Origin of the sequence: Floridaenema fluviatile BLCC-F154 (assembly GCF_041929135.1) — a bacterium.
In the GTDB taxonomy this organism is placed as follows: Bacteria; Cyanobacteriota; Cyanobacteriia; order Cyanobacteriales; family Aerosakkonemataceae; genus Floridanema; species Floridanema fluviatile.
The window spans coordinates 118,045-143,911 of record NZ_JBHFNS010000070.1 but is presented as its reverse complement, the minus strand read 5'-3'; the positions used below and the strand labels follow the sequence as shown (position 1 = coordinate 143,911).

The following is a 25,867-nucleotide window of genomic DNA, read 5'->3' as shown; positions in this document are numbered from 1 at the left end:
GAATCTGTGTAAAAAAATGTTTATAAATATAAACTATCCTTAGACCACTCTCCTGTTCAAACCAAGTTAGTTAAGTCGATATTTAGGTAGGTAGCCTCATGTCCATAACCATTGCCCCAGAACAGATTGACAAAATTGTTTGGAATCAGCATCATGACCCCTTTGAAGTACTAGGGCCTCATACAATAGAACAGAATGGCAAAACCGTCTGGGTGGTGCGGAGCTACTTGCCCAATGCTGATGCAGTTTGGGTACGTCTGCCGGAACAAAGAAAAGATTATCCGATGCAGTCTGTACATCATGCCCACTTTTTTGAATGTGTTCTTGATGTGCCAGAGCTAGCCAACTATCAATTGCGGGTCAAAGAAGGGGAACATGAAAGCGTAATATACGATCCTTATGCTTTCCGTTCTCCCCATATCACAGATTTTGATATTCATCTGTTTGGCGAAGGAAATCATCACCGAATTTATGAAAAGTTAGGCGCACACTTAACCGAAGTCAACGGGGTTAAAGGTGTATATTTTGCGGTTTGGGCACCAAATGCGCGAAATGTTTCTTTATTGGGTGATTTCAACTGGTGGGATGGGCGCAAACATCAGATGGCAAGGCGGGTAAATGGGATTTGGGAACTGTTTATCCCTGATGTGGGTGTGGGAGAGCATTACAAGTTTGAGATTAAAAATCACGCAGGTCATATTTACGAGAAAAGCGACCCTTATGGTTATCAACAGGAAGTTCGCCCGAAAACCGCTTCTATTGTCACAGATTTAAGTACTTACACCTGGAATGACCAGGAATGGATGGAAAAGCGGCGTTATACTGAGCCTTTGAATCAACCAATAGCGGTTTATGAATGTCATTTGGGTTCTTGGTTGCACGCTTCTTCGGATGAACCTGCGCGGTTGCCTAATGGGGAAAGTGAACCTGTAGTTATTACTTCGGAACTTAGACCTGGGGCGCGGTTCCTCACTTATCGGGAGTTGGCGGATTATTTGATTCCTTATGTGAAGGAGTTGGGTTTTACTCATATTGAGTTGTTGCCTGTGGCGGAACATCCTTTTGATGGTTCTTGGGGTTATCAGGTGACTGGGTTTTATGCGCCGACTTCTCGTTTTGGTAAGCCGCAAGATTTCATGTATTTTGTGGATAAGTGCCATGAGAATGATATTGGGGTGATTGTGGACTGGGTGCCGGGACATTTCCCCAAGGATGGTCATGGTTTGGCTTTCTTTGATGGGACGCATTTGTACGAACACGCTGACCCCCGGAAGGGAGAGCACAAGGGTTGGGGGACTTTGGTGTTTAACTATGGTCGCAACGAGGTGCGGAATTTCTTGGTGGCGAATGCGCTGTTTTGGTTTGATAAGTACCATATTGATGGAATTCGGGTGGATGCGGTGGCTTCGATTATTTACCTGAATTATTGTCGTCCTGATGGGGAATGGGTGGCTAATCAGTATGGTGGTTGTGAAAATATTGAGGGTGCGGATTTTCTGCGCCAAATGAACCATGTCATTTTTAGTTATTTCCCTGGAATTCTGTCGATCGCTGAGGAGTCTACTTCTTGGCCGATGGTGTCTTGGCCAACTTATGTGGGTGGTTTGGGCTTTAATTTGAAGTGGAACATGGGGTGGATGCACGATACTTTGGATTATTTCCACATGGACCCTTGGTTCCGGCAGTTCCACCAAAATAATTTGACTTTTAGTATTTGGTATCACCACAGCGAGAATTTCATGTTGGCGCTGTCTCATGATGAGGTGGTGCATGGTAAGAGTCCGTTAGTTGGCAAGATGCACGGGGATGATTGGCAGAAGATGGCTGGTGTCCGGGCGTTGCTGACTTATATGTATGCTCATCCTGGGAAGAAGACTCTGTTTATGGGGATGGAGTTTGGTCAGTGGAGTGAGTGGAATGTTTGGGCGGATTTGGAGTGGCATTTGTTGCAATATGACCGTCATAAGGAATTGAAGTTGTTTATGACGGAGTTGAATCATTTGTATCAAAGCGAACCTGCTTTATATACGCAGGATTTTAGTGAAGCTGGGTTCCAGTGGATTGATTGTAGCGATAATCGTCATAGTGTGGTTTCGTTTATCCGTCGTGCTAAGGATTCTGATGAGTTTATTGTGACGGTGTGTAATTTTACGCCGCAACCTCATAGCCATTACCGAGTTGGTGTGCCGGAAGCTGGTTTTTACAAGGAGTTGTTTAATAGCGATGCTCGGAAGTATGGTGGGAGCAATATGGGGAATTTAGGGGGTAAGTGGACTGATGATTGGTGGTATCATAATCAGCCTTACTCAGTGGATTTGTGTTTGCCGCCTTTGGGTGTGTTGATTTTGAAGTTGGAACGTTCGGCGGCGATCGAACAAGAAGTGTTGGATGTGGAGGCTACTGAGTCGTAGGGAGTTAGTTTGTATTAGCGAGGCTAAGGAAGTATCCCAATTTTGGAAATAATTGGGATGCTCTCCAGGCTAATAGCTCGATGTCGATTAAAATCGACTATGGAGTTAAATTGGATGAGTGAAGTTGATACGACGATCGCTTTTTTTAGTTTTGGCATCCTTGGTCGCTTTGGGTGCGGATGGCTCCTAAGTAGGTGGATACCCAAACGCAACGTTTCGGTGCTTTTACTGAGTTGTTGTTGGGGGTAATGAAGGTGATTCTACCTAGTGGGGGGATGACCCAGCCTTTGTTTTGGAAGCGGATGCTATAGGCTCCGTTTTCTTGTTTGAAGGTGGTGTTGGATGGATCGATCGCAATTCTATGAGAGTTTTCGTTTTTCAGGCTATTCCACACCCAGGTATTTTCTAAGCTATTTTCTGGATGAAGTGACCATTGCACTCGCCCGTCTTTTTGGCGAAAACTGGCTTCCCAGTAGCGTTGTTTGGTTTTGGCTTGGCTTTGGGCTTCTCTGATGATGGTTAAGGCTTCGGCTTGGGCTGTGTTTAAGGCTAATCGATTTAGGAATGCTAGCCAAATCGGGGTAGCGATCGCTGCTAATATCCCAATAACTACAAGAATAACTATTAACTCAATTAAGGTAAATCCATAGTTTGATTTACAAGTTTGCCATTTCATCTGACTAAAATCGTAAACGCACCTGTTTTTATTTTCTGCTCAGGTACGTTTTTTCCCAACCGTGTGCTTACTGATTTGCTGCTGAGATGGCAATGGCATTTTTTCGTTGATTTCCGTTAATTTAACCGAATTATTTACATTCGTCATTGCTAGCTGTACGCAAACTACCGAGTAATGTAGCAAGGGCAACGCAGCGTTTAGAAGCTTGAGGTTGATTTCTAGTAATGAAGGTGATTTTTCCCTGGTCTACACTATTATCGATTGTGTCGGGATTCACAGAAGGATTTGGCTTTGGCTGCACCCAGCCTTTTTCTCTAAAAGAGAAGGTGTAGTAAATTCCAGAACTTGAGTCTGAAGACTTAGAATTAGCAGGATCGATAGCAATTGTATTAGCATCTGACCCACTCAAATTATTCCAACCCTGAATTTTGCCGCATTCGTTGGCGTTTACACGAGCTACTTGCCATTGAACTTTTTTGCCATCATCTCTAAAGCAAGCTGTGTAAACTATTGCTTTCTGTTTAGCTTTTGCTTGGGCATCCCGAATGATGGTTACTGCTTCCGTTTGTGCGCTACTCAGTCTTTGTCTGCTTAAAAATCCCAGCCAACTGTTAGCACCTATTGTTGCTAAAACACCTATTAATACGATAATTACTACCATTTCTATCAGGGTAAAACCTGCATTTGGCTGGTTTAAACCCAAGCTAATTTTTCTGCGATTCTTTTTAAGTTTCAGCATGAAAATACCCTCTTATTAAGTTGCATTATCTAAATAAGAATTTTCCTCGACACCACATAAATTGTCTATGTTTGATGCTCAGACTATTCACCAATAATCTTATCAATTACCCCACGAGCAAATGCTTGTGTTCTTAGCGTTATTAATGGGTTAGATTTGCTAGTTTTCTGACCCGGTACTTTTCCATCTACATTACCCCGTAAATAGATAATTGCATCTTGATTAGCTCCCAATTTTACTGAATCAACTGTTTTGACACAAACGAAAAAGCTAGAAGAAGAATCATCTGCTTTTTCTGGCACGCGCTTGTAATGTGGATCTTCACCTGGAGGAGTAAAAAGAGGGCTATTCTCATTATTAGAGTTACAAGTTTTCATTTCTTCATTGGCTTGTATCGGAGCTATATTTGGATCGTCTACAAAATCAACCAACACTGGTGGCCCTCCTGGTGGAAATTCTGGACTTCCCCCCGTTGAAATCTTTCCAGATCCACTAACATCAAAAGGCCATAATGCAGGGCTAGTATATTTTCCGGTTTTACTATCTTTTCCTTTAGGGTCTGCATAACCATTGTTATATGCTAATGAATTCACATCTTTATACTTACGCAGAGCATATCGTACAATTCGAGATTTACCTTTCCACTTGGGATCGTTAGGTGGGTTTTTTACTTGGAAGTAAACTACTAAAGTGTAAGAGCGCCGCCTAATTTCTAGTGTTTTGCACTCATCTGAGCCACCACAATTAATCTCCGTATCTTCAGGATTATTATACGGTATCCGCTCTACTTTCCAAAAAGCCAAAATAGGTCTATATTCATTAGGAAACCCTAATACATTCTTTAAAGAATCAGCTGTTACTGCCTCTACTTTTCTTGATTGTTCGGTATTATCGTAAATATAAACAGCCTCACGCAGATCGTCGGCGATAAAATCTAGCGCCATCTGCATTTCTCTTTGGGTTTCCGAATTTGCAAACTCTTTTCGGTCTGTTTGTAACAAATCGACTATAAAGGATAGCAGAGCCGTAATAATTATGAAACCGATAATAGTTGAAATCAGAAGTTCAAGGAGAGTGAATCCAGCTTTTTGTCGTTTTTTGGAAGTAAGCTGAAATCGATTTAAGAGAAATTTCCAGAATTTTGCTTTCATAGTTCTTCAGTTACATTATCCAAAGTTTGATTGATAAAGGATTTACAAATTGTGTTCCTATGTAGGGTGCTTCAAAAAAACCTCAAAGTTTAGAAGCTGGAAAGTTTTGCGGTCTGACGCACCCTACAAAATTAATTGGTCATGAGAATTTTACTTCGTTGGACATTGTTGCTCAAAAGATTTACCTAGCGATTGACCCAGATAACACAAAGCATCGGGGTTGTCGCCTTGGGCAATGGTTGTATAGGCAACTGCTAGGGGACGAATTCTCCCATCCTTGTCTTTCCAGCCCATTCCACTGGTCATTTTTAGGGATGCAGGTTCTTTCAGAAGAGGTGGGTTTTGTTGATTAGGGAAAAGGAAGTATACTCGCACTCCTAATTTGAAAATTACGGGTTTGCCTTTGCCATCCTGGTCTTTTATCTCATTGAGAGTAGTGCGAAATACTTGTACCCGAAAATCCGGTATTGTGTCGCCGTCCAAGTCAACCAACTGATCCTTGTCTGAAGGTTGAACGTCTGATGCTTGGAGTTCTCCACCAACTGTAACTGGTACTACACGCTTAAGAGCTTCTTCACTATAAGATGTGCTAGCTACTAAACGCCGGACTCGATCGACTGCCCCATTAGCTAACTGCTGTGCTTGTTGCGCTCGACGGTTTTGGACGCGAGACGCTACTGAAAGAAATATTGCTGGGGTAATCGCCGAAATCACAGCACTTATCACCACAATGGCAACCAAAATTTCCAGTAAGCTTAATCCCCCTTGGGAGTTTTTCTCACGCAATCTGATGGCTTTGGCTAATCCCAAGATAGGTGGAATTTTCTTTTTCAATTGACCTGTATTTCTCAACATACTTCACCTCCTGAAGCTACTGTGGACAGTCGTTATTTACTGTTTCTATGCTTTCGGATTGCAGCCCTCCCTTAATTGCTACTTGTCTACGTAGTAGACAGATATAAGGATCGTTAGCTTTTGGTTCTTCGTAAAACTCACTACGAGCTTTACCGGAAGGATCGAGACGTTTGGATAAAGGTGCTGCTGCCACATACTGTAGACCTACGTCGTAACCCCAAACCCTTGTAGGTGGTTCGTAATACCAACGGTATTCTCCAGTTTTGGGTTTCTCGGTAGGTTCCCAGCTGTCTAGCTCGAAAGGTGCGGTAGCGTAGGTGCTGAAGTTGAGTTGGAAAAATGCCCCTTGAATCTTCAAGGGAATATTGCTTTTCCAATTTTCGATAAATCGGGGGAAGTTTTGTAAACCGCCGTTTCCTTGTTGAGCACGGGCTGGCACTGTACCACTTACCAGCACTGCATTTATTTCTGTTCCCTCTTGCTTTCCGTCTTTAGTGGCAGTGTTGATCTTGTCTTTTCTGCTTTGGCCCGTTGGGTTATCGCTAAACTCAACTTTCAGGTCTACCGAAGGAGGATTTGAAGAAGTACAAGGAGTGAGGATGTTACCACTGGGATCACAAGAGCGTGGATTGCCATTTCGGTAAATTTTGATTGGGATAAGTTTGTTGGGAAAAGAATTTACATCTGCAATTCTGTTAGCAACTGAGCCATCTTCTCTAACCCAAAAATCGTTACGGTCATCCGTTATATTTTGAGCGCGATAGGAATTTTTTTGCACCTCTTCTTTGACACCATAGAGACCTGATGCAACGTCGCCATCTCTGAAATCTTGAGAAAGTAGAGTAATGGCATCAGCTAGAATTTCTGTCGGTCGCCAACTGTCACCAACTGGAGTAGCGAATTGTGGATTTAGGTTAGAGCGGTTGTAAAATTTAGCGACATCGTAGATAGTGTTTCCTAGAATTTCGTTAAATTCTTCTGCTTTGTGTACGTTGAAATCTCCTTGAATATAAACTGGATTGTCTGAAATTAGGGTTAAACCCCGTTGTTTGTAACTTCCACTATCAGGACGACTTAAGTTTTTTCCATTCTTCAACCGGAAACCATAAGGTCGGCGGTCTGGATCAGGATAGAAATCTACAGCTTTGGGAGAAATACCATTGTCTTTGATCTTCGGATCTCTGGGGTCATCGGTATTTGTGGCATTAGTCATCACTGGGTCGTTGGGATTCGTATAGTCTCCTTTTTCAGGTCTGGAGATAGCGTCTTCCCTGATTGCATCTTCCCGGAATGCGTAGATGATACCGCTACTGGGCAACCAAGAGTCTGTCCCAATACTGCTTTGTCTCAGTAAATCCAGATCCATATCCAGCGTTCGCACAGACATCATTTCCCGACCGTTGAAGATTCCCGCATCTAGCAGCGAAACGAAACCATCACTGTTGTTTGGTCTCTTAATTTTCAGGGGATTTGGACGATCGCCTTTGAGTGGGCTAGTTGGGAGCCTGAAATCGCCGATATCGTTTTTGGGGTTGAGGGCAATTTGTGATAAATCGAGTTGCTCAAAATTGGCGGGAATAGGACTTGTCTTTTGAACATAAAGTTCTGCATCATCTCCTGAATCAGGGTGATTGCGACCGTGATTCGTGGTTGGGAAAAGGTAATAAAGTGAGGGGAATTTTGGCTGTGTGGAACAGAGACTAGTTGCTAAACGGATAAACGTTTTTTCCTGCTCTTCCGTCGTAGGTGCTTGACCTAAACCAAAATATTTATTTCCTTCTGGGCCTGTGCCAAAGTTGCAGCCAACTTGCAACGTCTTTTTCTTAATGGCTGTATCCGTAGTAACGTTTGCATCATACTCTACACCAGCAAATGTGAATGGTGCAACAACACCCGGAGGTGGTGTAGCAACTGAGGAATGAAATTGGATTGTATAGGAATAAACAGGCTGACTGAGTGTTGTCTGCGGAACTGGTGCAAAACCCCATTCTCGATCGCGTTTAATCTGCTCTTTTAAGTGAGCTAATCGAGCTTTTTCTTTAACAACCGGATTGGCTATTTGGGTAATAAAATCATCAGGTCTTGGATTTGTGGTTGGAAATCCTAGTGGGGTGATTGGATCATTTGCTGGGGGTGGGGTAGAGAAAACAGTCTTCAGAGCATCATTTATTTCTGTGTAAAGACCTGGTGGGTTGTAGTTTTGAATATCAATAACGTTCCTTGCCAACATACCCACAGTACAAGCAGCAGTTTGCTTGTAACTGTCATCAGCAATACTTTGGTTGTACTGTTCTAAAGAACGTCGCAAGTTAGAGAAATTACCCCACATTGATAGATAAGGATGAGGATAAACTCGGTCTTGCTTTATGGGTGGAAATGCACCGTCTATTTCTCCGGCAAAATTAGCCAAGTTCCTTAAGGCTTTGCCCCATTCGCCACCATTTAAGTCATTCAAGGTTGTCCATTTAGGCTCGTATTCCCAGCCATTTGTACCTTTACCAGTAAAGAAGTTGGTACGCAATAATGTCTCATTTGCATGTCTAAAGTCAGTACTTTGTTGAATAGTACCTTCCGGTTCTCCGGGATTATTTGAGTATCTAGTTACTTCGTTTTGTATTTCTTGTATTGATGTTAGAACTGGGAAATTTGTACCTGGATGAGATGTAGTTGAGACACAAGTGGCTGCAATATCAGGATTAATAGCTTTATGGAACACTGCTGTAGCTTGGACAGCCGCTAAATTATCTCTGAGAGTGCGCCGCTGTTGTTGTTCATGAGAAATAGGATTCAGACCACTTTGATAAAGCGGATACAGTGGATCGTTTGCTCCTTCCCAACCGTAGAGGTTGCCGAGTTCTAACCTTGCCCCACCGATAATTCGCATTCCCTCAACTCTGGCGCGACGTTCCCAATAACCGTCTAAGCCCAGTTTCGTGAAATTTGTGTCTGATACTGTGGTTGTGTTGTTGAGTAAACGATCTCGTTGCTCAGTCGTAAGGGCAACTTCTTTGATGTTTTTGCCATTCTTTTTGGAAACATCAAGAACAACATCGGGAATGTTTTCGCCAATCAGATATTTGGGTTTTGGTCCTAAGCGGTCATCAGCCCGATAAGTGTCGTCAAGGTAGGGTGGTTTTTTGCTTACTGCTCTTACCCTGGAACTGAGAGCCGCATCATCTTTCCACTTTTGTGTGCTGATGTCTTTGTTGTATGTTTTTGGGTTAGTGCTGTCTGCTATTCTAGCTTGAGAGATGTCCTTCGTAAAAATCATCACCGGATCGAGAGCAATTCCCGATGGTTTACCACCAGTAACAGAGTCTGTCTTCTGGTCTATTTTAGCGTCAGTATCAGCAGTCTTAGGGGGTCTGCCATGAATGTGGAACAACGAATAGTTATTGGCAAACTTATCTTGAATAATATCACCACTAACAACTTGCCCATAAAAAGCATAATCCTTATCCATGCCTGGAACATCTTCCAGTCTGGAAACAGTAATCTCCGAATTGCTCGATGGGTCATAAACACAGGATGCAGGCGCACTAATCAGATAGGTAGTAAAGTCACCATTATTCCAAAGAGGATTGACAAACAAACTGCCTTCAGTGTGCATTGCCCCGTTCCAGTTTAATTTAGTACCTGGATAGATATGCAAATCATCTCGGAACCAAATGCTAGCGTTTCTTCTTAATTCCCGGTCTTGTTGATATTCTTGAGTGACGACAGTGCGATTACCATCACCTTTTCTTTGCGCCGTAACAGCTACCACTTGAAAAGTTTTTATTAAGTTGGTGGAATTAAATTTATTCCAACCTTTTTCTGGTAAGCGATCGAGTTTGCTACAGACATCGCCTGAATCTTTCGGAGCTTCAGCAATTACCGGGCCATTGCGAACAACTAATTTTGAAGCTTTTTTCTTGATATCATCATCTGTTTGATCTACTTCAATTATTGGATTAGAATCCTCATCTGTAGCTTCAGGATGTTGTGACTTCATGATGATGGAGTAGGCAGCGTAAGTTTCTGGTTGTCCATCAACGTTCAAATCGACCGGATACATCCAAGCTGTATCTTTCTTGCCATCTCCATTGATATCGATTTGTTCTTCATCGGGTAGTAAATAGGGATTCCCATCTTCTAATTTAGCTACACCTTCTCCATCATTAAGCATCATGTGGAGTAGTTCAGATTCTGCGGTAATCCCGTTATTTTTGAGGCGAGAGTCTTTTGAAAATAAATATTCTATTTTTGCTTTAGCTCGTTCAATAGATGGTGTAGCAGCGTTGGATATTTGTTGCTGATTTCGCTCAGCAATTACCTGATTTGTTCTGCTGCTAGTACGGAAAAGAATTGTGCCAACAACTAAAGCCACAACTACCAACAGTAAAGCCACTGTTGGCAGCATAAAACCTGCTTTAGCATGAATCTGTCTTTGCTTACCAACGCCAATCAGTAAGACGGTGCGTAAAAACCAATCAAATAAATTTTTAGTAACAGTAGTTGCAAATTTCCAAGTTTTTTTAAATAACTTGCGAAATGCCCTTTTAATCGCTCTAAGTTGTCTGCGGTTTAACATGGCTGCTTTCCTGGCTTAAGAGAATCCGGCTTCTAACCGACGGGAAAATAAAGAATGGCTTTCCCCTAATGGGAGTTAATATTCACGAAAAAATTAGCGTAGTTCATAAAACTTTTATAAAGTTTAATGCTTGTCTCTGTAATAACAACCTAAAACCTCTACAGCAACCGAGAAAATACCTTATTTATGCCTAATAAATCTGTGTTAAAAGATTTGTGTATTTTAACGGAGCCAGAGGCAGTAGAAAGAAAATAGTAGTAGATAGGGCAGAAGCCTTATCGAGGAGAAATCAAGTTTATCTTGGGCTGATTGTTCATGGTTGTGATATGCCTCCGGGAGAAAGTGCGATCGCGATCATAAAGTAAATGGTGCAAAAAAAAGTAGTTTTTCATTTGCGCCTACATTCTCAACAGACGACTAATCAATCCCAAATAATCTCAAGGGAGCCCCTGAGATAACTACAATCCAAAGGAAGATTTTTCCTCTAGCTTTATTAAAACTTTAAACAAGTTTCTCATTAGGGACTAGACTTATGTTACCCAGACCGGACAAAAAACCGATCACCCTCAGAAGAGAAAAGGGACAGAGAGGCAGAGATGTAATAATGGGCAAAGCATTCGGGCAGTTTAAGCAATATAAATTTGTTGGCTACGGGAAAGCCCCTACCCTAACTAAAAGCGTCGGGGCAAGATTTCCGAAAAGGCAAAAAACTCGTCTGCAAAACAGAATCCCCCCAGAAATTCCCTTGATTTCGGAATTGGGGGGATTCTTGTATCGGAAACCGATCGGGCGGATTATTAATAATTAAAACTTATTTAAGTTAATTCCAGCTTCCTTAGCCATTGCTGCTAAACCTTTTTTCTCCAAAGTTTTAATTGCCTTAGTAGAAATGCGAAGTTTTACCCAACGCTTACCTTCTTCCCACCAAATCCGCTTTGTCTGTAAATTCACCTCTTGCAGCTTTTTGTTCCGACGGTGGGAGTGGGAAACAGCATAAGCATTATTGGCTTTTTTACCAGTCAGTTGACAAACTCTCGACATAAAATTCTCCAGTGTTCTGTTTTTTGGCTGCAATCTTCTATTCTGACACATTCTGTAGGGTGCGTTAATGCAGTGTAGCGCACTATCGAAAGATCGATCGCCACAAATATCATTAACGTAAGCGATCGATCTTAATTTAGTTATTTGCTGGTGAGGCGAGTTAGAACTTGATTCGATCTTTCGACGAAGGCTTTCATCGCATCTGCGTCAAAGGCTTTCTGCGACATCAAAGCTAGATCGTAGACGTGATGACAAATCATATCCGCTAACTCGGCGCTGGGAGATTGACCTTCACCTTGGATAATGCTACCTTGGCTCAAACTAATCAGATTTTGGATTAGTGGGTGAGAGGTATTAACTACTAAAGTATGTTCTTCGGGGAATTGGGCAGCTTGTTGCTGCATTAAAGCATTCATTTCCCGCAGTCGGCGTAAAATTTCCGGCAAGAGGACGATCGCAGGTGGAGTTCCTTGAGGATTGTCAGATTTTAACGCTTCGGTGCGAATGGTAACTTGCGGTTTATTCAGTGCTTTCTCGAAGATTTCTTTAATTAATTCGCTGCGAGTTTTGTTAGTTGCACTGTCTACAATTTCCGCTGCTTTGTCTCGATCGATCAAAGTTTGATCTAACTCAGCATCAACGCGAGAGAATTTAACATCTTGAAACTCTCTTTCTAAGAAAGAGATAAAGTGAGAGTCAATAAAGGAGTCCATAAATAGGACTTCTAAACCTTGATTTTTGTGCAGTTCTACATAAGTTGCTTGACTTGCTCGATCGCTACAGTAGAAAACTCGATTTTCGTGATGGGTTTTATTGCGTTCCAAGTACTCTTTAATAGTGGTGTAAATTCCACCTTCTGCATCTTTTTGATTAGCAGTTGGATTGACTTCTTGCCAAGGATCGCCTTCTTGTCCCTGAACTTCTACAGTTGGCGTATCAGCAGATTTGCCTTCTGTTTCGCCTGGGTTGTAAGTGGTGCGATAGATAATGATATCTTCCACTTGCTTTTTGAATTTATCATCATTCATCGCCCCAAATTTCACAAAAGTGCCAATATCTTGCCAGCAGGTGATATATTCCGATCGATTTTCCTTGTAGAGTTCATTTAAGCGATCGCCCACCTTTTTCGCTACAAAGTCAGCAATTTTGCGGACAGTGCGATCGACCTGTAAAGCACTGCGAGAAACATTCAAAGGAATATCTGGCGAATCAATTACCCCCCGCATTGGTAGCAGGAATTTCGGCATAATTTCTTCGCAGTGATCGCTAACGAAAACTTGGTTACAAAATAGTTTAATTTGACCTTTAGTAACATCAACATCAGGTCGCATTTTCGGGAAGAAGAGAATCCCATTAATTTGGAAAGGATAATCCGTATTTAGATGTACCCACAGCAAAGGGTCTTCTTGAAAAGGATAAAGATAACGGTAAAATTCCAGGTAATCCTCTTGCTTTAAATCTCTAGGAGACTGTCGCCAAATTGCCTTTTGCTGGTTTAATATTTCCCCATCAAGTTCGATCGGGACTGGCATGAAATCGCAATAAGTTTTCACTAACTGGCGAATTCTTGGCGATTCCAGATATTCTAATTCTTCTTCTTGTAAAGTGAGAGTAACCGTAGTACCCGGTTGAGTGCGAGGCGAATCTTCTAAAGTAAAGTTTGGCGAACCATCGCAAGTCCAATGAACAGCTTGAGCATCCTTTTGGTAAGAAAGGGTATCAATCTCGACTGTTTGCGCCACCATGAAAGAAGAATAAAAACCTAAACCAAAGTGACCAATAATTGATTCGCCGTTACTTTGGTACTTTTGGATAAATTCTTCGGCGCTAGAAAAGGCGACTTGGTTAATATATTTTTTCACCTCATCAGCAGTCATCCCGATGCCATTGTCTGTCACCGAAAGGGTTTTTTTCTCCTTGTCAATGGCGATCGTAATTTTTGGTTCTGGGACTTCCCCTGTAAAATCTCCAGCACGGGAAACCATTTTCAATTTTTGGATGGCATCTACGGCGTTAGAAATTAGTTCCCGTAAGAAAACTTCATGACCTGAGTATAGAGATTTCTTGATGATGGGGAAAATATTTTCGCTATGAATAGTAATCGTACCTTGTTCCAGCATGGTCATAAGTTAAATTCAGGTAGTGATAGTTTCTCCAAGTTAGATTTTGCGCGATCGCTTGTCCAACTGTTTCAAGGATAACCGTCTTTAAATGATGCGGATTTCCCTACTTATCAGCCATTTGTTGCTGAAAGCACCCCAATCCCAGAAGGACGGGGGTTCTAATCGCTGTGAAGTTGGCAGGTAGTAGGAGAGGGAAATTTTACTGAAAATGGAAATTTAATACAACCTGAAGGACTCAGAGGAATCTTCTTCACTCCAATTCAGTAAAGGTTGGAGAATGGTACTTTGGCGCTGATTGTAAACACTAATATACCAGGTACAACGTTTACAAACTTCAGGAAAGTCGCCTTTTTCGTGGCGTTCGATCAAATCGTCGATCGCTTTACCTGTCCAAACTTCTTCTAGCTTGGATTCGTTAATATCACCTACGATTAATTGTGCTTCCACATCACGACAGGCACAAGCATTTACCTTACCATTAGCTAGTACAACAGGTCGCATATACAAAAGTTCACAAGCACCCCGTTTATAGGGTGGTCTCATAGGTTCCAAGCCCACCTTTTTTAAATCCTCCGCCTTAATCTTACCTGTCCAAGAATCAAAGCCATGATAAGGCCATTCAATGGTTAATATTCCTTTAACTTGGTTACTGCGGATCAGCTGCCAAAGTTCGCCTGTGCATTTTGATTTTGGACAACGAACTGAGATGACAAAATGAATAGGAGAATTAAGTTTTGTTTTAATTTCAATAAATGATTCTATGTGGCGACGTACCAGATCGAAATGATCGACACCCATGATTGCTTTGTAAGTTTCGCGATCGAACCCACCCATTGAAACATGAACTTTCAGTTTAGCACCATAGGCCATTAGCCTTTGGCTAACTTCCGGCTTCATCAAAATTGCATTTGTATAAAAGTAAAATCCTTGAATTTCTGGGCGTTGATTCAGGTAGTCGAGTCTTTCAAAAATGTGGCGATCGACAAAAGGATCGCCAACGATCGGGGTCAGAGAAACATACTTCCCACCCATCGCCACATATTGATCGATCAGCTGACGAAACTGTGCCATTGGCATAGTTTGCTTCGGTCTTTCCATTTGTGGATAAGCACAGAAAGTACACTTAGCATTGCAAATATTTGTTCCCTCAATGTGGAGTCCTCGCGGCAAGTTTCGCTGATTTTCTAAAAGCTTCTGAATTTCTTTACGGCGAAAGCGGTAGTTATACTCAGTTACGATAAAGTCAAGGAAAGAATCCCAGCCGCGTTTTAAGGGTCGGATGACACCAGACTTGATTTTACTTTTCCAAGATTGAGGAATCAGAGACTTCAGGTTGACGAACAGCATGGGTATAACCTACAAGCTAGATGTTAATAAGAAGTTAATAATTTGTTCAATACAATTAAATTAAGTTTGTTCTATTATAGGAGAGATACGCTTAATACGCCATCAGTAATTTCTCAGTACTAAGGCAGTGTTTTTCTACATGGGTATAAGGTTCTAACGCAAACCGCAAACTTGGGTTAATAGTATGCCACTCATATCAGTAATAATCCCTGCGTACAATAGTGAAAAAACAATTCGAGATACTATTAAATCTGTTATTAATCAAACCTGCAATAATTTTGAAATAATAGTAATTAATGATGGTTCTCAAGATTCTACCTTAGAAATTGTTTCTCAGTTTTCCGACCCTCGCTTAAAAGTTTTTTCCTATCCTAATGCTGGCGGTGCCGTTAGTCGGAACCGAGGATTTTCTCACTCTTCTGGGGAATTTATTGCTTTTTTAGATGCTGATGATTTATGGACACCGGATAAATTAGAATTACAGTTAACAGCATTACAAGAAAATCCTGAAGCAGCTGTTGCTTACAGTTGGATGGATTGCATTGATGAATCAGGGAAATTTTTCCGTCCAGGTAGCCACAGAACTGAAAATGGGGATATTTATGCAAAGCTTTTTCTCACTTGTTTTGTGGAAACTGGTTCTAACCCGATGATTCGCAGACAAGCTTTTATTGAAGTTAATGGTTTTGATGAAACTCTTTCTGCTAGTCAAGATTATGAATTATATTTGCGGTTAGCATCACGCTACAATTTTGTGGCTGTACCACATACACAAGTTTTATATCGTCTCTCTTCTAATTCCATGACTTGTAACATTAAAAGGCATGAAGAAACAAGCGTGCTAGTGAGAGAACGCACTTTTAATAAAGCTGAAAAACCCTTACCCCGTAACCTAAAGCAGCATAGCCTAGCTAATTTTTACAAAGATTTTACCTTTAGAGTACTTGATATGTCTGCCAATCCTTCTAGAGGTTTAGAAGCTGGTAGATTACTGAGTAAAGCTGTGAAGTACGATCCATCTTTGATAAAAAAACGAGTCTTTTGGAAAGTATTATTAAAAATTGGAACTATGCTTTTATTACCACCTAAGCTATCGCAGTATGTAATTAATAAAAAGAAAAATTTATACAATGTGAGTGCTTTATTTCAATACATGAAAATAGATCCTTTTAACTAAAAGTAAGTTTTGAGTCAGCTAAAATGCCACTAATTTCTGTAATTATACCAGTTTATAACGGAGAAAAAACTATTAAGCAAACAGTCGAATGCGTTTTGAATCAAACAATTAAAGATTTAGAATTAATTATTGTGAATGACGGTTCCCAAGATTCTACTTTAGAGATTGTCTGCCAAATTCAAGACTCCCGCATTAAAGTATTTTCCTTTCCTAATGCTGGTCTGGCTGCGAGTCGCAATCGCGGAATTAACTTAGCATCTGGTGAATATATTTCTTTTATAGATGCTGACGATCTTTGGACGGCAGATAAGCTAGAGTTACAAGTAAAAGCCTTAGAGGAAAACCCACTAGCAACTGTAGCTTATAGCTGGACTGATTATATTGATGAATCAGATAATTGTTTTGGTAAAGGTTGTTATTTAAGTTTCCCAGGCGATATTTGTGTAAATCTTTTATTAAGTAATTTTATCGAAAGTGGTTCCAATATTCTGATTCGTACTGAAGCTTTAAGAAAAGTTGGTTATTTTGATGAGTCGCGGAAATCTTGTGAAGATTGGGATATGTGGCTGCGGTTAGCGGCTGAGTATGAATTTGTTGGAGTACCTAAGCCACAAATTTTATATCGCATATCTTCTACTTCTATGTCTACTAATCTTTTACGCATGGAAGCAGAGAGTATGGAGGTAATTGAAAAAGCTTGCGATCGCAATCCGCAATATTCCCCAATATTGAAACGCTTAAGTAAAGGAAATTTTTATAAATATTTGTTGTTTCGATCGCTTACCTCCTCTCCTAATAAACCAAATACTCTAGTAAGTGGGAAGTTTCTTTGGGAATCAGTAAAATACGATCGTTCATTGCTGAAAACCAAACTTATTTGGAAAATTGTATTGAGAATCATCACTCAGTTTTTACTGCCAAGTGAATTGGCTAAAACCAAAATAAATGACTTTAAAAGATTATATAATGTTGATGCTTTACTAATATATATGAGAAAGGGAATCCCTTGGGAAAATAAATGAATAATCAAGTGAGGTAAACTTACTATGCCACTGATTTCTGTAGTAATTCCTGTATATAACGGTGAAAAGACAATTCAAGAAACCATAGAATCTGTCTTAAATCAAAGCTTTTCAGATTTAGAGTTAATCGTCATTAATGATGGTTCAACAGATAGAACTTTGGAGATAGTTTCTCATATTCAAGATGAGCGTTTAAAACTTTTTTCCTACCCCAATGCAGGAGTTGCAGAAAGTCGTAATCGGGGAATTTGTCAAGCAAATGGAGAGTTTATTTCTTTTATTGATGCTGACGATCTTTGGACAGTTGATAAGCTAGAAAACCAGTTAAAAGCACTGCAAGAAAATCCTCAAGCTGCTGTAGCTTATAGCTGGACTAAATGTATCGATGAATCAGGGGAAATATCTCGTCGAGGTAGTCATATTAGTGACACTGGAAATGTCTATGCAAAGCTTTTGTTAATTGATTTTATTGAAAATGGTTCCAACCCTCTGATTCGGAAACAGGCTTTGCAGGAAGTTGGTAATTTCGATCGATCTGTTGTCCCATCAGAAGATAGAGATATGTGGTTGCGATTAGCAGCAAATTATCATTTTGTTTGTGTACCAGCCGCACAAATTTTATACCGACAATTGAGCTATTCCGCATCTGCTAACGTTGTCAAACAGGAAATAGCTAGTTTAAAAGCTATTGAAAAAGCTTTTAGTCAAGCACCTGAATCTCTAAAACATTTAAAAAGGCATTCTATTGCTAATATTTACAAAGGTCTGACTTTCAAAGCTTTGGAAGCCAAACCACAGCCAAAACAGGGTTTAATAGCAGCTAGGTTACTGTGGCATTCTATAAAAAATGATCCGGCTTTGTTGCAAACGCGAGTAATTTGGAAAGCTTTGTTAAAAATAGTTGTCATGGTAATCATGCCGCCGCAAATTTCACAGTATTTAATAACCAAGTTCAAGAGTGTATTTAACACTATAACTATACTAGGTCACTTACAATTAGAGTTATTTTAACTAGTGTGATTTATTATGCCACTCATTTCCGTAATTATTCCGGTTTTCAATAGTGAAAAAACGATTCAAGAAACGATTGAATCTGTTTTAAACCAAAGTTTCACTGATTTTGAGTTAATCGTGATTAATGATGGTTCACAAGATGCAAGTTTAAAGATTATTTCTAACATAAAAGACTCAAGATTAAAGGTTTTTTCTTATCCCAATTCTGGGGTATCTGCCAGTAGAAATCGAGGAATTTCTCAAGCTACTGGCGAGTTTATTTCCTTTTTAGATTCTGACGATATTTGGACATCAGATAAACTAGAAACTCAACTAAAAGCTTTGCAAGTTAATCATCAAGCAGGTGTTGCTTACAGTTGGACTACTTATATTGATGAATCTGGCAAATTTTTATATCCTGGCAACCAAGTTTCTTTAACGGGTAATGTTTATGAACAGCTTCTTCTACAAAACTTTATTGAAAGTGGTTCTAATGTTTTAATTCGTAGAGAAGCGTTAAATCAGGTAGGTGGCTTTGATGAATCACTATTTGGCCCAGAAGATTGGGATTTATTAATCCGGTTAGCCGCACAATATGATTTTGTAGTTGTACCAATCCCCCAAATTTTATATCGAATGTCAGCTAATTCGATTTCTTCGAGTATTTTTAGGCAAGAGAAAGCCTCTTTAACTGTTATTGAAAAAGCCTTTGCTAAGGCTCCAAATTCATTAAAGCATTTAAAAAAATATAGTATCGCCAATGTTTATAAATACCTGACTTTTCGGGTTCTTGTTGGTTCCTTAGAAAGACAGAAAGCATTAACGGCGGGACGTTGCTTATGGTATGCAATGAAAAATAATCCAGCGTTATTATCTCAGCAACCCAAGCTAATGTTAATAGTAATGCTCAAAATAATGCTAGGAATCTTGTTACCGAATCAGCAGCTTCAAAGATGGTTAACTAAGCTAAAAAATAGTAAGTCTAAAGGGAATAAATCTATTTTATAAATAGACTAATTTGAGGACTTATATTTTGGAAAGATATAAAATGGACTGATTAAACTGCCTAAGAAAAACTCCATTTCGCAAGCAGCAATAATATCTGTTTTCAGTTGTTGACGATACTTGAGATAATGTAAGGTAACTCTCCGCAAATTGCCTAACAAAGTTCGAGAGATTACAAGAGGTTTTTGCCAATTTTTAGCATTAATTAAACGTAGTTGACAAGTAGCTAAACCACAACCACGACACAAAGGAAGTAAGTAATTTCTCTCTAATCGCCAGTGGGGAATTTGATGATAAATGTGCATATCGGGGTTATACCAAATTTCCCAACCTGCTTTATAAATATAAAGTAATGCTTCATAGTCATCTCCTGCGATCATCCTGCCATTGATTCTTCCTTGAAGAACAGTGTTAAGGGGAACATTTTCAATCCATGCTTGTTTGCGAATGACTAATCCAGCACCAGGAGGAAGCCTTAAGTTTTCTGGTTGAAATAAATGGGGTTCCGAACCATGTTCTCGGATAGCAAGAAATGCTTGTATTCTTTGGAAATTTTCTGGAGGTTTTACTTCAAAGTCTGCGTGAATTTGCCCACTATATGCACCTGCTTTAGGATGGGTTTTGCCAAAGGAATAAGCAGCTGCAACCCAGTCAGGATTGGGTAGATTATCATCATCAAGAAAGGCAACAAATGTGCTGTTAGCTTCGTTGATTGCGCGTTGTCTTGCTGTTGCTAATCCCTGTTTAGCTTCAAAGTAATATTTTAAGGGATAGGGGAAACTCTCTTCAGTTTGATACTTTTTTACAACTTCAGCGGTGTTGTCATTACTATTGTTATCGATGATAATAATTTGCCAGGAAAAGTGTTCTGTGACTGTTTGCGATCGCAATTTTTCCAACACATTAGGCAATCGCTTGGCACCATTATAAGTAGGTATCGCCACAGTAATATCAATCATTTTACTTACTCTCTAAATAGAGTTTGCGCCAAATAAAAAATGGACTAACTAAGCTACTAATATATAACTGCATTTCACAAGCGGCGATTAGATCGGTATTAACTTTATTACCGTATTTCAAAATTTGGAAAATAATTTTTCGCAAATCGTTAGCCATATAAGCAGGAATTACCAATGGTTTTAGCCAAGGTTTAACGCCAATCATCCTGGTGACATGGCGACTTAAACCGATGCCCCTAATTAAGGAAAGTAAATAAGTTTTCTCTAATCGCCAATGGGGGATTTTATGGTAAATTTCCATAGCTGGATTGTACCAAATCTCCCATTTTGATTGTTGAATATGTGACAAAACTTCTAAATCTTCACTGGTGAGCATTTTCCCGTTAGCTCTACCTGTTAAAATTAGCTTATCTGGGACATTTTCTAACCAAGCTTCCTTGCGTATTACTAATCCGGCTGAGGGTGGTAATAACTTGCTGGAAGGCTCATATAAAATTGGATTTTCTCCTCGTTCTGTAATCGCTAAAAATGGTGCAAGTTTGCGAAAATTCTCTGGGGGTTCAATTTCGTAGATTGGATGAATTTGACTAGCAAAAGCACCTGCATTGGGGTATTTTTTACTAAAACTATAAGCAGCTGCTATCCAATTTTCTGCTGGTAAATTGTCATCATCCAGAAAACCAATTAAGTTACTTTTAGCTTCTTTGATAGCCTTTTGACGAGCAAATCCGGCACCTTGTTGCTGTTCTTGGCAATATCTTAATAGGTAATTTTCTGACCAGTTTTTTTGATATTCTTCAACTACTTTGGCGGTGTTATCTGTGCTATTATTGTCAATTACTATAATTTCCCAAGAAAAGTTTTCTGTGTTGATTTGCGATCGCAATTTATCCAGCACTTCTGGTAAACGATGTGCGCCATTATAAGTTGGGATAGCTACAGTAAAGTCTGGCATAACTTTTTTCTGCTTGATTGTCGATCGCCCTTTTTGCTTTCCATTTTCAATTTTAGAAAAAAAAGGGGTGCATTAATTGCACCCTAACAATTCTTAACTTGTGATTGTTTGAGGTTGGAGTACCAAAGTTTCTTTCTTACTAAAACTCAGGTTATTATCCTCACAATCAACTAAAATCGTATCTCCAGCAACAAACTTACTTTCTAACAACAAAGTTGCCAAGGGATTTTCTAATTGCCGCTGAATCGCCCGTTTTAAAGGACGTGCTCCATAAACCGGATCGTAACCTGCTTCTGCTAAATGATCCTGTGCTTTTCCTGTTAGTTCAATGTTAATTTTTTGGTCAGCAAGTAAGTTGTGAATCCGTTTTAATTGAATTCCGACAATTTGCCGTAATTCGTTGCGAGTTAAGGTATGGAACAAGATCAGATCGTCAACGCGATTTAAGAATTCCGGGCGGAAATGTTTTCTTAATGCGTCCATTACTTGTTTTCGCATTTCTTCGTAACGGGAATCATCGCCGCTAAAATCGAGAATGCGATCGCCCCCAATATTACTAGTCATCACAATTACAGTATTACGAAAATCTACCGTTCTTCCCTGCGAATCAGTAATCCTTCCATCATCTAAAACTTGCAACAAAATATTGAAAACATCCGGGTGGGCTTTTTCCACTTCATCTAATAACACCACCGAATAAGGTCGCCTACGAACTACTTCCGAAAGTTGTCCACCTTCTTCATATCCCACATACCCTGGAGGCGCACCAATTAACCGAGAAACGGCGTGTTTTTCCATATACTCGGACATATCAATTCTTACTAAAGCGTCTTCTGCATCAAACAGAAATTGCGCCAAAGCACGGGCTAATTCGGTTTTTCCTACACCCGTTGGACCCATGAATAAAAAGGAACCGATCGGTCTTCCAGGGTCTTTCATTCCCGCCCTGGCGCGACGAATTGCTGCTGCAACTGACGATACTGCTTCCTGTTGTCCGATGACTTTTTGATGCAATTGTGCTTCTAATTGCAATAATTTTTGCCGTTCAGATTCCAACAATCTGCTAATCGGAATTCCCGTCCATTTCCCGACAATTTCAGCAATATCTGATTCGGTAACTTGTTCTCTTAAAAGAGTAGAACCTTCAGCTTGCACTTGCAAAAGTTCGGTTTCTTTTGCTTCTCTTTCCCGTTGCAAACCTTCCAATTTTCCGTATTTTAACTGTGCTGCTTTGTTCAAATCATAAGCCCTTTCTGCTTGTTCAATTTGCACTCGCAGGTGTTCTTCTTCTTCTTTCATGGCATTAATTGCTTCTAAAAGATGCTTTTCTCCTTGCCATTGGGAAGAAAGGGTTTCTTGTTCGGTTTTTAATTCCAAAATTTCATCTTCGATCCGTTGTAATCTTTCTTGGGAAACCTTACTTTCTTCCCCTTCTAAAGAAAGTTTTTCCATTTCTAATTGCATGACACGACGATCGATCGCTTCCAATTCTTCCGGTTTAGAAGTAATTTCCATTTTCAATTTAGCAGCGGCTTCGTCTACTAGATCGATCGCCTTATCCGGCAAAAATCGATCGGTAATATAACGTTGAGAAAGAGTCGCCGCTGCCACTAACGCCGAGTCAGTAATCTTAACTCCGTGATGGACTTCGTAACGTTCTTTCAACCCCCGCAAAATCGAAATAGTATCTTCTACGGTTGGTTGATTAACATAAACTTGTTGAAATCTCCGTTCTAAAGCGGCATCTTTTTCGATATATTTGCGGTATTCATCCAAAGTAGTCGCACCAATACAACGCAACTCTCCTCTTGCTAACATTGGTTTTAGCAAATTCCCCGCATCCATCGAACCTTGACTATTTGCACCCGCCCCAACAACGGTGTGTAATTCATCAATAAACAGGACAATTTGCCCTTCAGAATTTGTAACTTCTTTGAGTACCGCCCGCAGTCGATCTTCAAATTCTCCGCGATATTTTGCCCCCGCCACTAAACTTCCCATATCTAAGGAAATTAAACGGCGATTTTTCAAAGATTCAGGAACATCACCATTAACAATTCTTTGGGCTAAACCTTCAGCGATCGCGGTTTTTCCTACCCCAGGTTCCCCAATCAAAACCGGGTTATTTTTCGACCTTCTCGATAATACTTGAACCACGCGACGAATTTCATCATCTCGCCCAATTACCGGATCTAGTTTGCCTGATTTTGCCTGTTCGGTTAAATCCCGTCCATACTTTTCTAAAGCTTCATAACGATTTTCGGGATTTTGATCTGTAACCTTTTGATTTCCGCGAATTGTTTTAACTGTTGCTTCTAACTTTTTGCCATCTACATCATAAGCTTTCATTAACCGCCGACCTACTCTTTCGTCTTCCGTAAAAGCTAAGAGTAAATGTTCGACAGAAATATAACCATCTTGCCAATTTTCTCTTGCTGTCTCGGCGCGATCGAGCATGACATCTAAGCTTTTGCCTAGATATAATTGGTCTATTCTGGGAAGTTTTGGCTGAACTTTTGTATAAGATTCTAACTGTTGAAATAAGCGGTTAGGTTCCACACCTGCGCGGTTAAGAATGCGCTGAGTTAGTCCTTCTTGTTCCAAAAGCGCCAGTGCTAAATGTTCTACCTCTAGATATTGATTTTGAAAGCGTCGTGCCACTTCTTGAGATTTGACGATCGCTTCCCAAGCTTTATCGGTAAATTTAGTAGCATCAGTAGGTTGCACAGTAGCTCCTTTTATTAATAAAATTTTCCGTTATCACCCGCAAATACATCTTAATGAAAATTGGCGATATTTTACCTTTCCTTTTCTTCTTCCCAATCCCCAATCCCCAATCCCCAGTCCCCATTCACTCTACTACTACACACCACTGATGCAGTTTGTATTTAACACAACCGTTTTTCACCAAAGGATCTTGCTCAACTATTGATTTTGCCTCATCCATTGAAGCTGCTTGGAAAAGTAACATTCCGCCGCCGCGTTCTCCCCAGTAACCTGTTTTCGCTTGGTGTCCTTTAGTGATTAAATCTCGGACAAAAGCCTTATGTGCGGGTATATATTGGTCAAAGGTAACTTGATCGACAATTCCTTCTTCTATTTTGACAAACCAAGGCATATTAATGTTATGAGATGTAAGAATTGGTATTAACTAATGGTGAGTTCTAGAAGTTTGTTTTTTATTGCTTTGCTACCGCCTGTCAGTATTCAGGAGGAAGTTAATCAGATTAAGCAACACTTTAGCGATCGCTACGCCAGCAGTCATGCTCAAAAATCCCCCCCTCATATTACCTTACAAGCGCCCTTTGAGTGGAATCGGGAGCCTGTAGAAGTTTTAGAAGCGTGTTTGAGTGAGTTTGCGAGCGATCGATCCCAAGTACCCATTACTTTATCAGGATTTGCCGCCTTTGCGCCCAGAGTCATCTTTGTTAACGTCTTAAAAACGCCCGAACTCTTGAATTTACAAGCAGACTTAGCTAATCACTTAAAGACTACTTTGGGTATTGTAGACGAAAGATCTCAGGGAAGACCATTTTCCCCTCATATAACAGTCGCTTTTAAAGACTTAACTAAACAAAATTTTAAAGCAGCTTGGCCCGAATTTCAAGATAAACCTTTTCAATCTGAATTTATTGCTAATCAGTTAACTTTGTTGATTCATCGTAATGGACGATGGAATATTTTCAAAGAGTTTCACTTCTAAAAAACCAGATTTAGTATTATGCTATAATTTGGAAATTTGCTAATTCAGATTGATTAAGAACTTTGGATTATAACTTTGATTGGAATCCAGCCAAAGAAAAGTAGAACATTCGCAAATATCAGTTAAATTTTCGTTTGGCATCAACTGTTTTCCGCGATTCGTATCAATTAACAATATATGACGAAGAACACAGTCAAGATGAAGATAGATGGATTACGATAGGCTTAGATGAAACAGGTATTTTAAGGGTTGTTGTCCATACCTTTGAAGAAATCGATTCTCCTGTATGATTCGGATTATTTCAGCCCGTAAAGCTAATTTCAATGAAACACAAGCTTATCAAGAGAGGAAATTATGAAATCAGAGTATGATTTTTCCCAAGCCGAACAAGGCAAGTTTTATCATCCAGATGCTAAATTTCATTATCCAATTTATCTCGAACCAGATGTGGAACAGTTCGTCACAAAAATTGCTGAAAATAAAAACATTGACGTGCAAATTTTAGTCAATGAATGGCTGAGAAATAACATTAAATTTATTCAAAGTATTGAGTAAGTTTGAAAGCTGGTTTTAGGAGCTTATATGCTAAGTAATTTAGAAAAGACAAATGGAGTAAAAAATGACAAATATTCAATCAATGACAATTGCAATAAAATCCCTTTACGAACAAGATCTTTGTCTGTGGTTACAAGCAAATATAAACTTATTAAAGGAGGGAAAATTTGCCGAAATAGATTTAGAAAATCTCTTAGAGGAACTGGAAAGTATGGTGAAAAGTGAGAAAAATGCTTTAAAAAGTAATTTAAGAGTACTTCTCATGCACTTACTCAAGTATAAATATCAGCAAGAAAAACGAACAAATAGTTGGTTATACACTATTCTAGAACATCGTAAACGCATTCGAGATGCCTTTCAAATCAGTCCCAGTTTATATCGATTTTTTGAAGAGATTTTTAATGAATCTTATCAAGATGCTAGGGAACTAGCCGCAGGTGAAACAGGTTTATCTATTAAGATATTTCCCCCAGAGTCTCCCTTTACTGTAGAAGAAGTTCTTAATCCTGATTTTTTACCAGATGATAGTCCCGAAAATATTCAATAATTGAATGAGAAGTTTTTTTGGGCGATCGCTTTTTT

Annotated in this window: 23 protein-coding genes; 11 read left to right on the top strand and 12 right to left on the bottom strand. The window is 39.8% G+C overall.

Going from position 1 to position 25,867, the window contains the following annotated elements; translation table 11 throughout:
* Positions 1 to 98: 98 nt before the first annotated feature.
* Complete coding sequence (gene glgB, locus ACE1B6_RS18715; protein WP_413258766.1) at positions 99 to 2,411, top strand: 1,4-alpha-glucan branching enzyme; 2,313 nt, start codon at positions 99 to 101, stop codon at positions 2,409 to 2,411.
* A 145-nt stretch (positions 2,412 to 2,556) separates the two neighbouring features.
* On the opposite strand, the gene ACE1B6_RS18710 is transcribed toward glgB, so the two are convergent.
* The 5 genes from ACE1B6_RS18710 to hpsA form a co-directional block, all read right to left on the bottom strand.
* Positions 2,557 to 3,087, bottom strand: a complete 531-nt coding sequence (locus ACE1B6_RS18710) for a pilus assembly FimT family protein (RefSeq protein WP_413258765.1) — start codon at positions 3,085 to 3,087, stop codon at positions 2,557 to 2,559.
* 130 nt (positions 3,088 to 3,217) lie between these two features.
* Positions 3,218 to 3,826, bottom strand: coding sequence for a pilus assembly FimT family protein (locus ACE1B6_RS18705; RefSeq protein WP_413258764.1), 609 nt, complete (start codon positions 3,824 to 3,826; stop codon positions 3,218 to 3,220).
* Positions 3,827 to 3,909: 83 nt separating this feature from the next.
* Positions 3,910 to 4,977, bottom strand: coding sequence for a prepilin-type N-terminal cleavage/methylation domain-containing protein (locus ACE1B6_RS18700; RefSeq protein WP_413258763.1), 1,068 nt, complete (start codon positions 4,975 to 4,977; stop codon positions 3,910 to 3,912).
* A gap of 150 nt (positions 4,978 to 5,127) precedes the next feature.
* A complete protein-coding gene (locus ACE1B6_RS18695; RefSeq protein WP_413258762.1) occupies positions 5,128 to 5,832 on the bottom strand; it encodes a type IV pilus modification PilV family protein in 705 nt (234 codons plus the stop codon).
* A gap of 16 nt (positions 5,833 to 5,848) precedes the next feature.
* Positions 5,849 to 10,405, bottom strand: coding sequence for a hormogonium polysaccharide biosynthesis protein HpsA (gene hpsA / locus ACE1B6_RS18690; protein ID WP_413258761.1), 4,557 nt, complete (start codon positions 10,403 to 10,405; stop codon positions 5,849 to 5,851).
* Positions 10,406 to 10,620: 215 nt separating this feature from the next.
* On the opposite strand from hpsA, the gene ACE1B6_RS18685 reads away from it, so the two are divergent.
* Together ACE1B6_RS18685 and ACE1B6_RS18680 are read left to right on the top strand one after the other, a co-directional pair.
* Positions 10,621 to 10,770, top strand: a complete 150-nt coding sequence (locus ACE1B6_RS18685) for a hypothetical protein (RefSeq protein ID WP_413258760.1) — start codon at positions 10,621 to 10,623, stop codon at positions 10,768 to 10,770.
* Between the two features lie 167 nt (positions 10,771 to 10,937).
* Positions 10,938 to 11,213 (top strand): hypothetical protein, encoded by a 276-nt coding sequence (locus tag ACE1B6_RS18680; protein WP_413258759.1) that lies wholly within the window; start codon positions 10,938 to 10,940, stop codon positions 11,211 to 11,213.
* Here the strand turns inward: ACE1B6_RS18680 and rpmB are convergent.
* The 3 genes from rpmB to ACE1B6_RS18665 form a co-directional block, all read right to left on the bottom strand.
* A complete protein-coding gene (gene rpmB, locus ACE1B6_RS18675) occupies positions 11,210 to 11,446 on the bottom strand; it encodes a 50S ribosomal protein L28 (RefSeq protein ID WP_413258758.1) in 237 nt (78 codons plus the stop codon). The genes ACE1B6_RS18680 and rpmB overlap by 4 nt on opposite strands.
* A 140-nt stretch (positions 11,447 to 11,586) precedes the next feature.
* On the bottom strand, positions 11,587 to 13,566 hold the full coding sequence (gene htpG / locus ACE1B6_RS18670) for a molecular chaperone HtpG (protein WP_459563059.1): 1,980 nt from the start codon (positions 13,564 to 13,566) through the stop codon (positions 11,587 to 11,589).
* A gap of 219 nt (positions 13,567 to 13,785) precedes the next feature.
* Positions 13,786 to 14,916: a radical SAM protein gene (locus tag ACE1B6_RS18665; protein ID WP_413258756.1), complete on the bottom strand. Its 1,131-nt coding sequence runs from the start codon at positions 14,914 to 14,916 to the stop codon at positions 13,786 to 13,788.
* Between the two features lie 184 nt (positions 14,917 to 15,100).
* Between ACE1B6_RS18665 and ACE1B6_RS18660 the strand changes: the two genes are divergently transcribed.
* The 4 genes from ACE1B6_RS18660 to ACE1B6_RS18645 are packed head-to-tail and all read left to right on the top strand — an operon-like array spanning position 15,101 to position 19,116.
* Positions 15,101 to 16,093, top strand: coding sequence for a glycosyltransferase family 2 protein (locus ACE1B6_RS18660; RefSeq protein WP_413258755.1), 993 nt, complete (start codon positions 15,101 to 15,103; stop codon positions 16,091 to 16,093).
* Positions 16,094 to 16,116: 23 nt separating this feature from the next.
* Positions 16,117 to 17,115: a glycosyltransferase family 2 protein gene (locus ACE1B6_RS18655; RefSeq protein WP_413258754.1), complete on the top strand. Its 999-nt coding sequence runs from the start codon at positions 16,117 to 16,119 to the stop codon at positions 17,113 to 17,115.
* 24 nt (positions 17,116 to 17,139) lie between these two features.
* Positions 17,140 to 18,126 (top strand): glycosyltransferase, encoded by a 987-nt coding sequence (locus tag ACE1B6_RS18650; protein WP_413258753.1) that lies wholly within the window; start codon positions 17,140 to 17,142, stop codon positions 18,124 to 18,126.
* A 15-nt stretch (positions 18,127 to 18,141) separates the two neighbouring features.
* Positions 18,142 to 19,116, top strand: coding sequence for a glycosyltransferase (locus tag ACE1B6_RS18645; RefSeq protein WP_413258752.1), 975 nt, complete (start codon positions 18,142 to 18,144; stop codon positions 19,114 to 19,116).
* Positions 19,117 to 19,121: 5 nt separating this feature from the next.
* On the opposite strand, the gene hpsE (ACE1B6_RS18640) is transcribed toward ACE1B6_RS18645, so the two are convergent.
* From hpsE (ACE1B6_RS18640) to ACE1B6_RS18625, 4 genes are all read right to left on the bottom strand, one after another.
* Positions 19,122 to 20,072 carry a hormogonium polysaccharide biosynthesis glycosyltransferase HpsE gene (gene hpsE / locus ACE1B6_RS18640; protein ID WP_413258751.1) on the bottom strand — a complete coding sequence of 317 codons (951 nt, stop codon included), beginning with the start codon at positions 20,070 to 20,072 and terminating at the stop codon, positions 19,122 to 19,124.
* Position 20,073: 1 nt separating this feature from the next.
* Positions 20,074 to 21,027: a hormogonium polysaccharide biosynthesis glycosyltransferase HpsE gene (gene hpsE, locus ACE1B6_RS18635; protein WP_413258750.1), complete on the bottom strand. Its 954-nt coding sequence runs from the start codon at positions 21,025 to 21,027 to the stop codon at positions 20,074 to 20,076.
* A 93-nt stretch (positions 21,028 to 21,120) separates the two neighbouring features.
* Entirely contained in the window at positions 21,121 to 23,754 is a 2,634-nt protein-coding gene (gene clpB, locus ACE1B6_RS18630) for an ATP-dependent chaperone ClpB (protein WP_413258749.1), read from the bottom strand.
* Between the two features lie 124 nt (positions 23,755 to 23,878).
* A complete protein-coding gene (locus ACE1B6_RS18625) occupies positions 23,879 to 24,145 on the bottom strand; it encodes a YciI family protein (RefSeq protein WP_413258748.1) in 267 nt (88 codons plus the stop codon).
* A 36-nt stretch (positions 24,146 to 24,181) separates the two neighbouring features.
* Here ACE1B6_RS18625 and ACE1B6_RS18620 point away from each other — a divergent pair, with 36 nt between their 5' ends.
* From ACE1B6_RS18620 to ACE1B6_RS18605, 4 genes are all read left to right on the top strand, one after another.
* The gene (locus ACE1B6_RS18620; protein WP_413258747.1) at positions 24,182 to 24,730 is read left to right on the top strand and encodes a 2'-5' RNA ligase family protein; all 549 of its coding nucleotides are present in this window, start codon (positions 24,182 to 24,184) and stop codon (positions 24,728 to 24,730) included.
* 134 nt (positions 24,731 to 24,864) lie between these two features.
* Complete coding sequence (locus ACE1B6_RS18615; RefSeq protein ID WP_459563055.1) at positions 24,865 to 25,020, top strand: BrnT family toxin; 156 nt, start codon at positions 24,865 to 24,867, stop codon at positions 25,018 to 25,020.
* A gap of 64 nt (positions 25,021 to 25,084) precedes the next feature.
* Positions 25,085 to 25,285, top strand: a complete 201-nt coding sequence (locus ACE1B6_RS18610) for a hypothetical protein (RefSeq protein ID WP_413258746.1) — start codon at positions 25,085 to 25,087, stop codon at positions 25,283 to 25,285.
* Between the two features lie 64 nt (positions 25,286 to 25,349).
* Positions 25,350 to 25,832 (top strand): DUF29 domain-containing protein, encoded by a 483-nt coding sequence (locus ACE1B6_RS18605; protein WP_413258745.1) that lies wholly within the window; start codon positions 25,350 to 25,352, stop codon positions 25,830 to 25,832.
* Positions 25,833 to 25,867 lie beyond the last annotated feature (35 nt).

Coding starts and splice junctions, on each gene's coding strand:
- ACE1B6_RS18650 (WP_413258753.1), top strand. CDS start 17,140: ATGCCACTGATTTCTGTAGTAATTCCTGTATATAACGGTGAAAAGACA.
- rpmB (WP_413258758.1), bottom strand. CDS start 11,446: ATGTCGAGAGTTTGTCAACTGACTGGTAAAAAAGCCAATAATGCTTAT.
- htpG (WP_459563059.1), bottom strand. CDS start 13,566: ATGCTGGAACAAGGTACGATTACTATTCATAGCGAAAATATTTTCCCC.
- hpsE (WP_413258750.1), bottom strand. CDS start 21,027: ATGCCAGACTTTACTGTAGCTATCCCAACTTATAATGGCGCACATCGT.
- ACE1B6_RS18655 (WP_413258754.1), top strand. CDS start 16,117: ATGCCACTAATTTCTGTAATTATACCAGTTTATAACGGAGAAAAAACT.
- ACE1B6_RS18610 (WP_413258746.1), top strand. CDS start 25,085: ATGAAATCAGAGTATGATTTTTCCCAAGCCGAACAAGGCAAGTTTTAT.
- ACE1B6_RS18625 (WP_413258748.1), bottom strand. CDS start 24,145: ATGCCTTGGTTTGTCAAAATAGAAGAAGGAATTGTCGATCAAGTTACC.
- hpsE (WP_413258751.1), bottom strand. CDS start 20,072: ATGATTGATATTACTGTGGCGATACCTACTTATAATGGTGCCAAGCGA.
- hpsA (WP_413258761.1), bottom strand. CDS start 10,405: ATGTTAAACCGCAGACAACTTAGAGCGATTAAAAGGGCATTTCGCAAG.
- glgB (WP_413258766.1), top strand. CDS start 99: ATGTCCATAACCATTGCCCCAGAACAGATTGACAAAATTGTTTGGAAT.
- ACE1B6_RS18665 (WP_413258756.1), bottom strand. CDS start 14,916: ATGCTGTTCGTCAACCTGAAGTCTCTGATTCCTCAATCTTGGAAAAGT.
- ACE1B6_RS18700 (WP_413258763.1), bottom strand. CDS start 4,977: ATGAAAGCAAAATTCTGGAAATTTCTCTTAAATCGATTTCAGCTTACT.
- ACE1B6_RS18695 (WP_413258762.1), bottom strand. CDS start 5,832: ATGTTGAGAAATACAGGTCAATTGAAAAAGAAAATTCCACCTATCTTG.
- ACE1B6_RS18680 (WP_413258759.1), top strand. CDS start 10,938: ATGTTACCCAGACCGGACAAAAAACCGATCACCCTCAGAAGAGAAAAG.
- ACE1B6_RS18605 (WP_413258745.1), top strand. CDS start 25,350: ATGACAAATATTCAATCAATGACAATTGCAATAAAATCCCTTTACGAA.
- ACE1B6_RS18710 (WP_413258765.1), bottom strand. CDS start 3,087: ATGAAATGGCAAACTTGTAAATCAAACTATGGATTTACCTTAATTGAG.
- ACE1B6_RS18620 (WP_413258747.1), top strand. CDS start 24,182: ATGGTGAGTTCTAGAAGTTTGTTTTTTATTGCTTTGCTACCGCCTGTC.
- ACE1B6_RS18660 (WP_413258755.1), top strand. CDS start 15,101: ATGCCACTCATATCAGTAATAATCCCTGCGTACAATAGTGAAAAAACA.
- ACE1B6_RS18705 (WP_413258764.1), bottom strand. CDS start 3,826: ATGCTGAAACTTAAAAAGAATCGCAGAAAAATTAGCTTGGGTTTAAAC.
- ACE1B6_RS18645 (WP_413258752.1), top strand. CDS start 18,142: ATGCCACTCATTTCCGTAATTATTCCGGTTTTCAATAGTGAAAAAACG.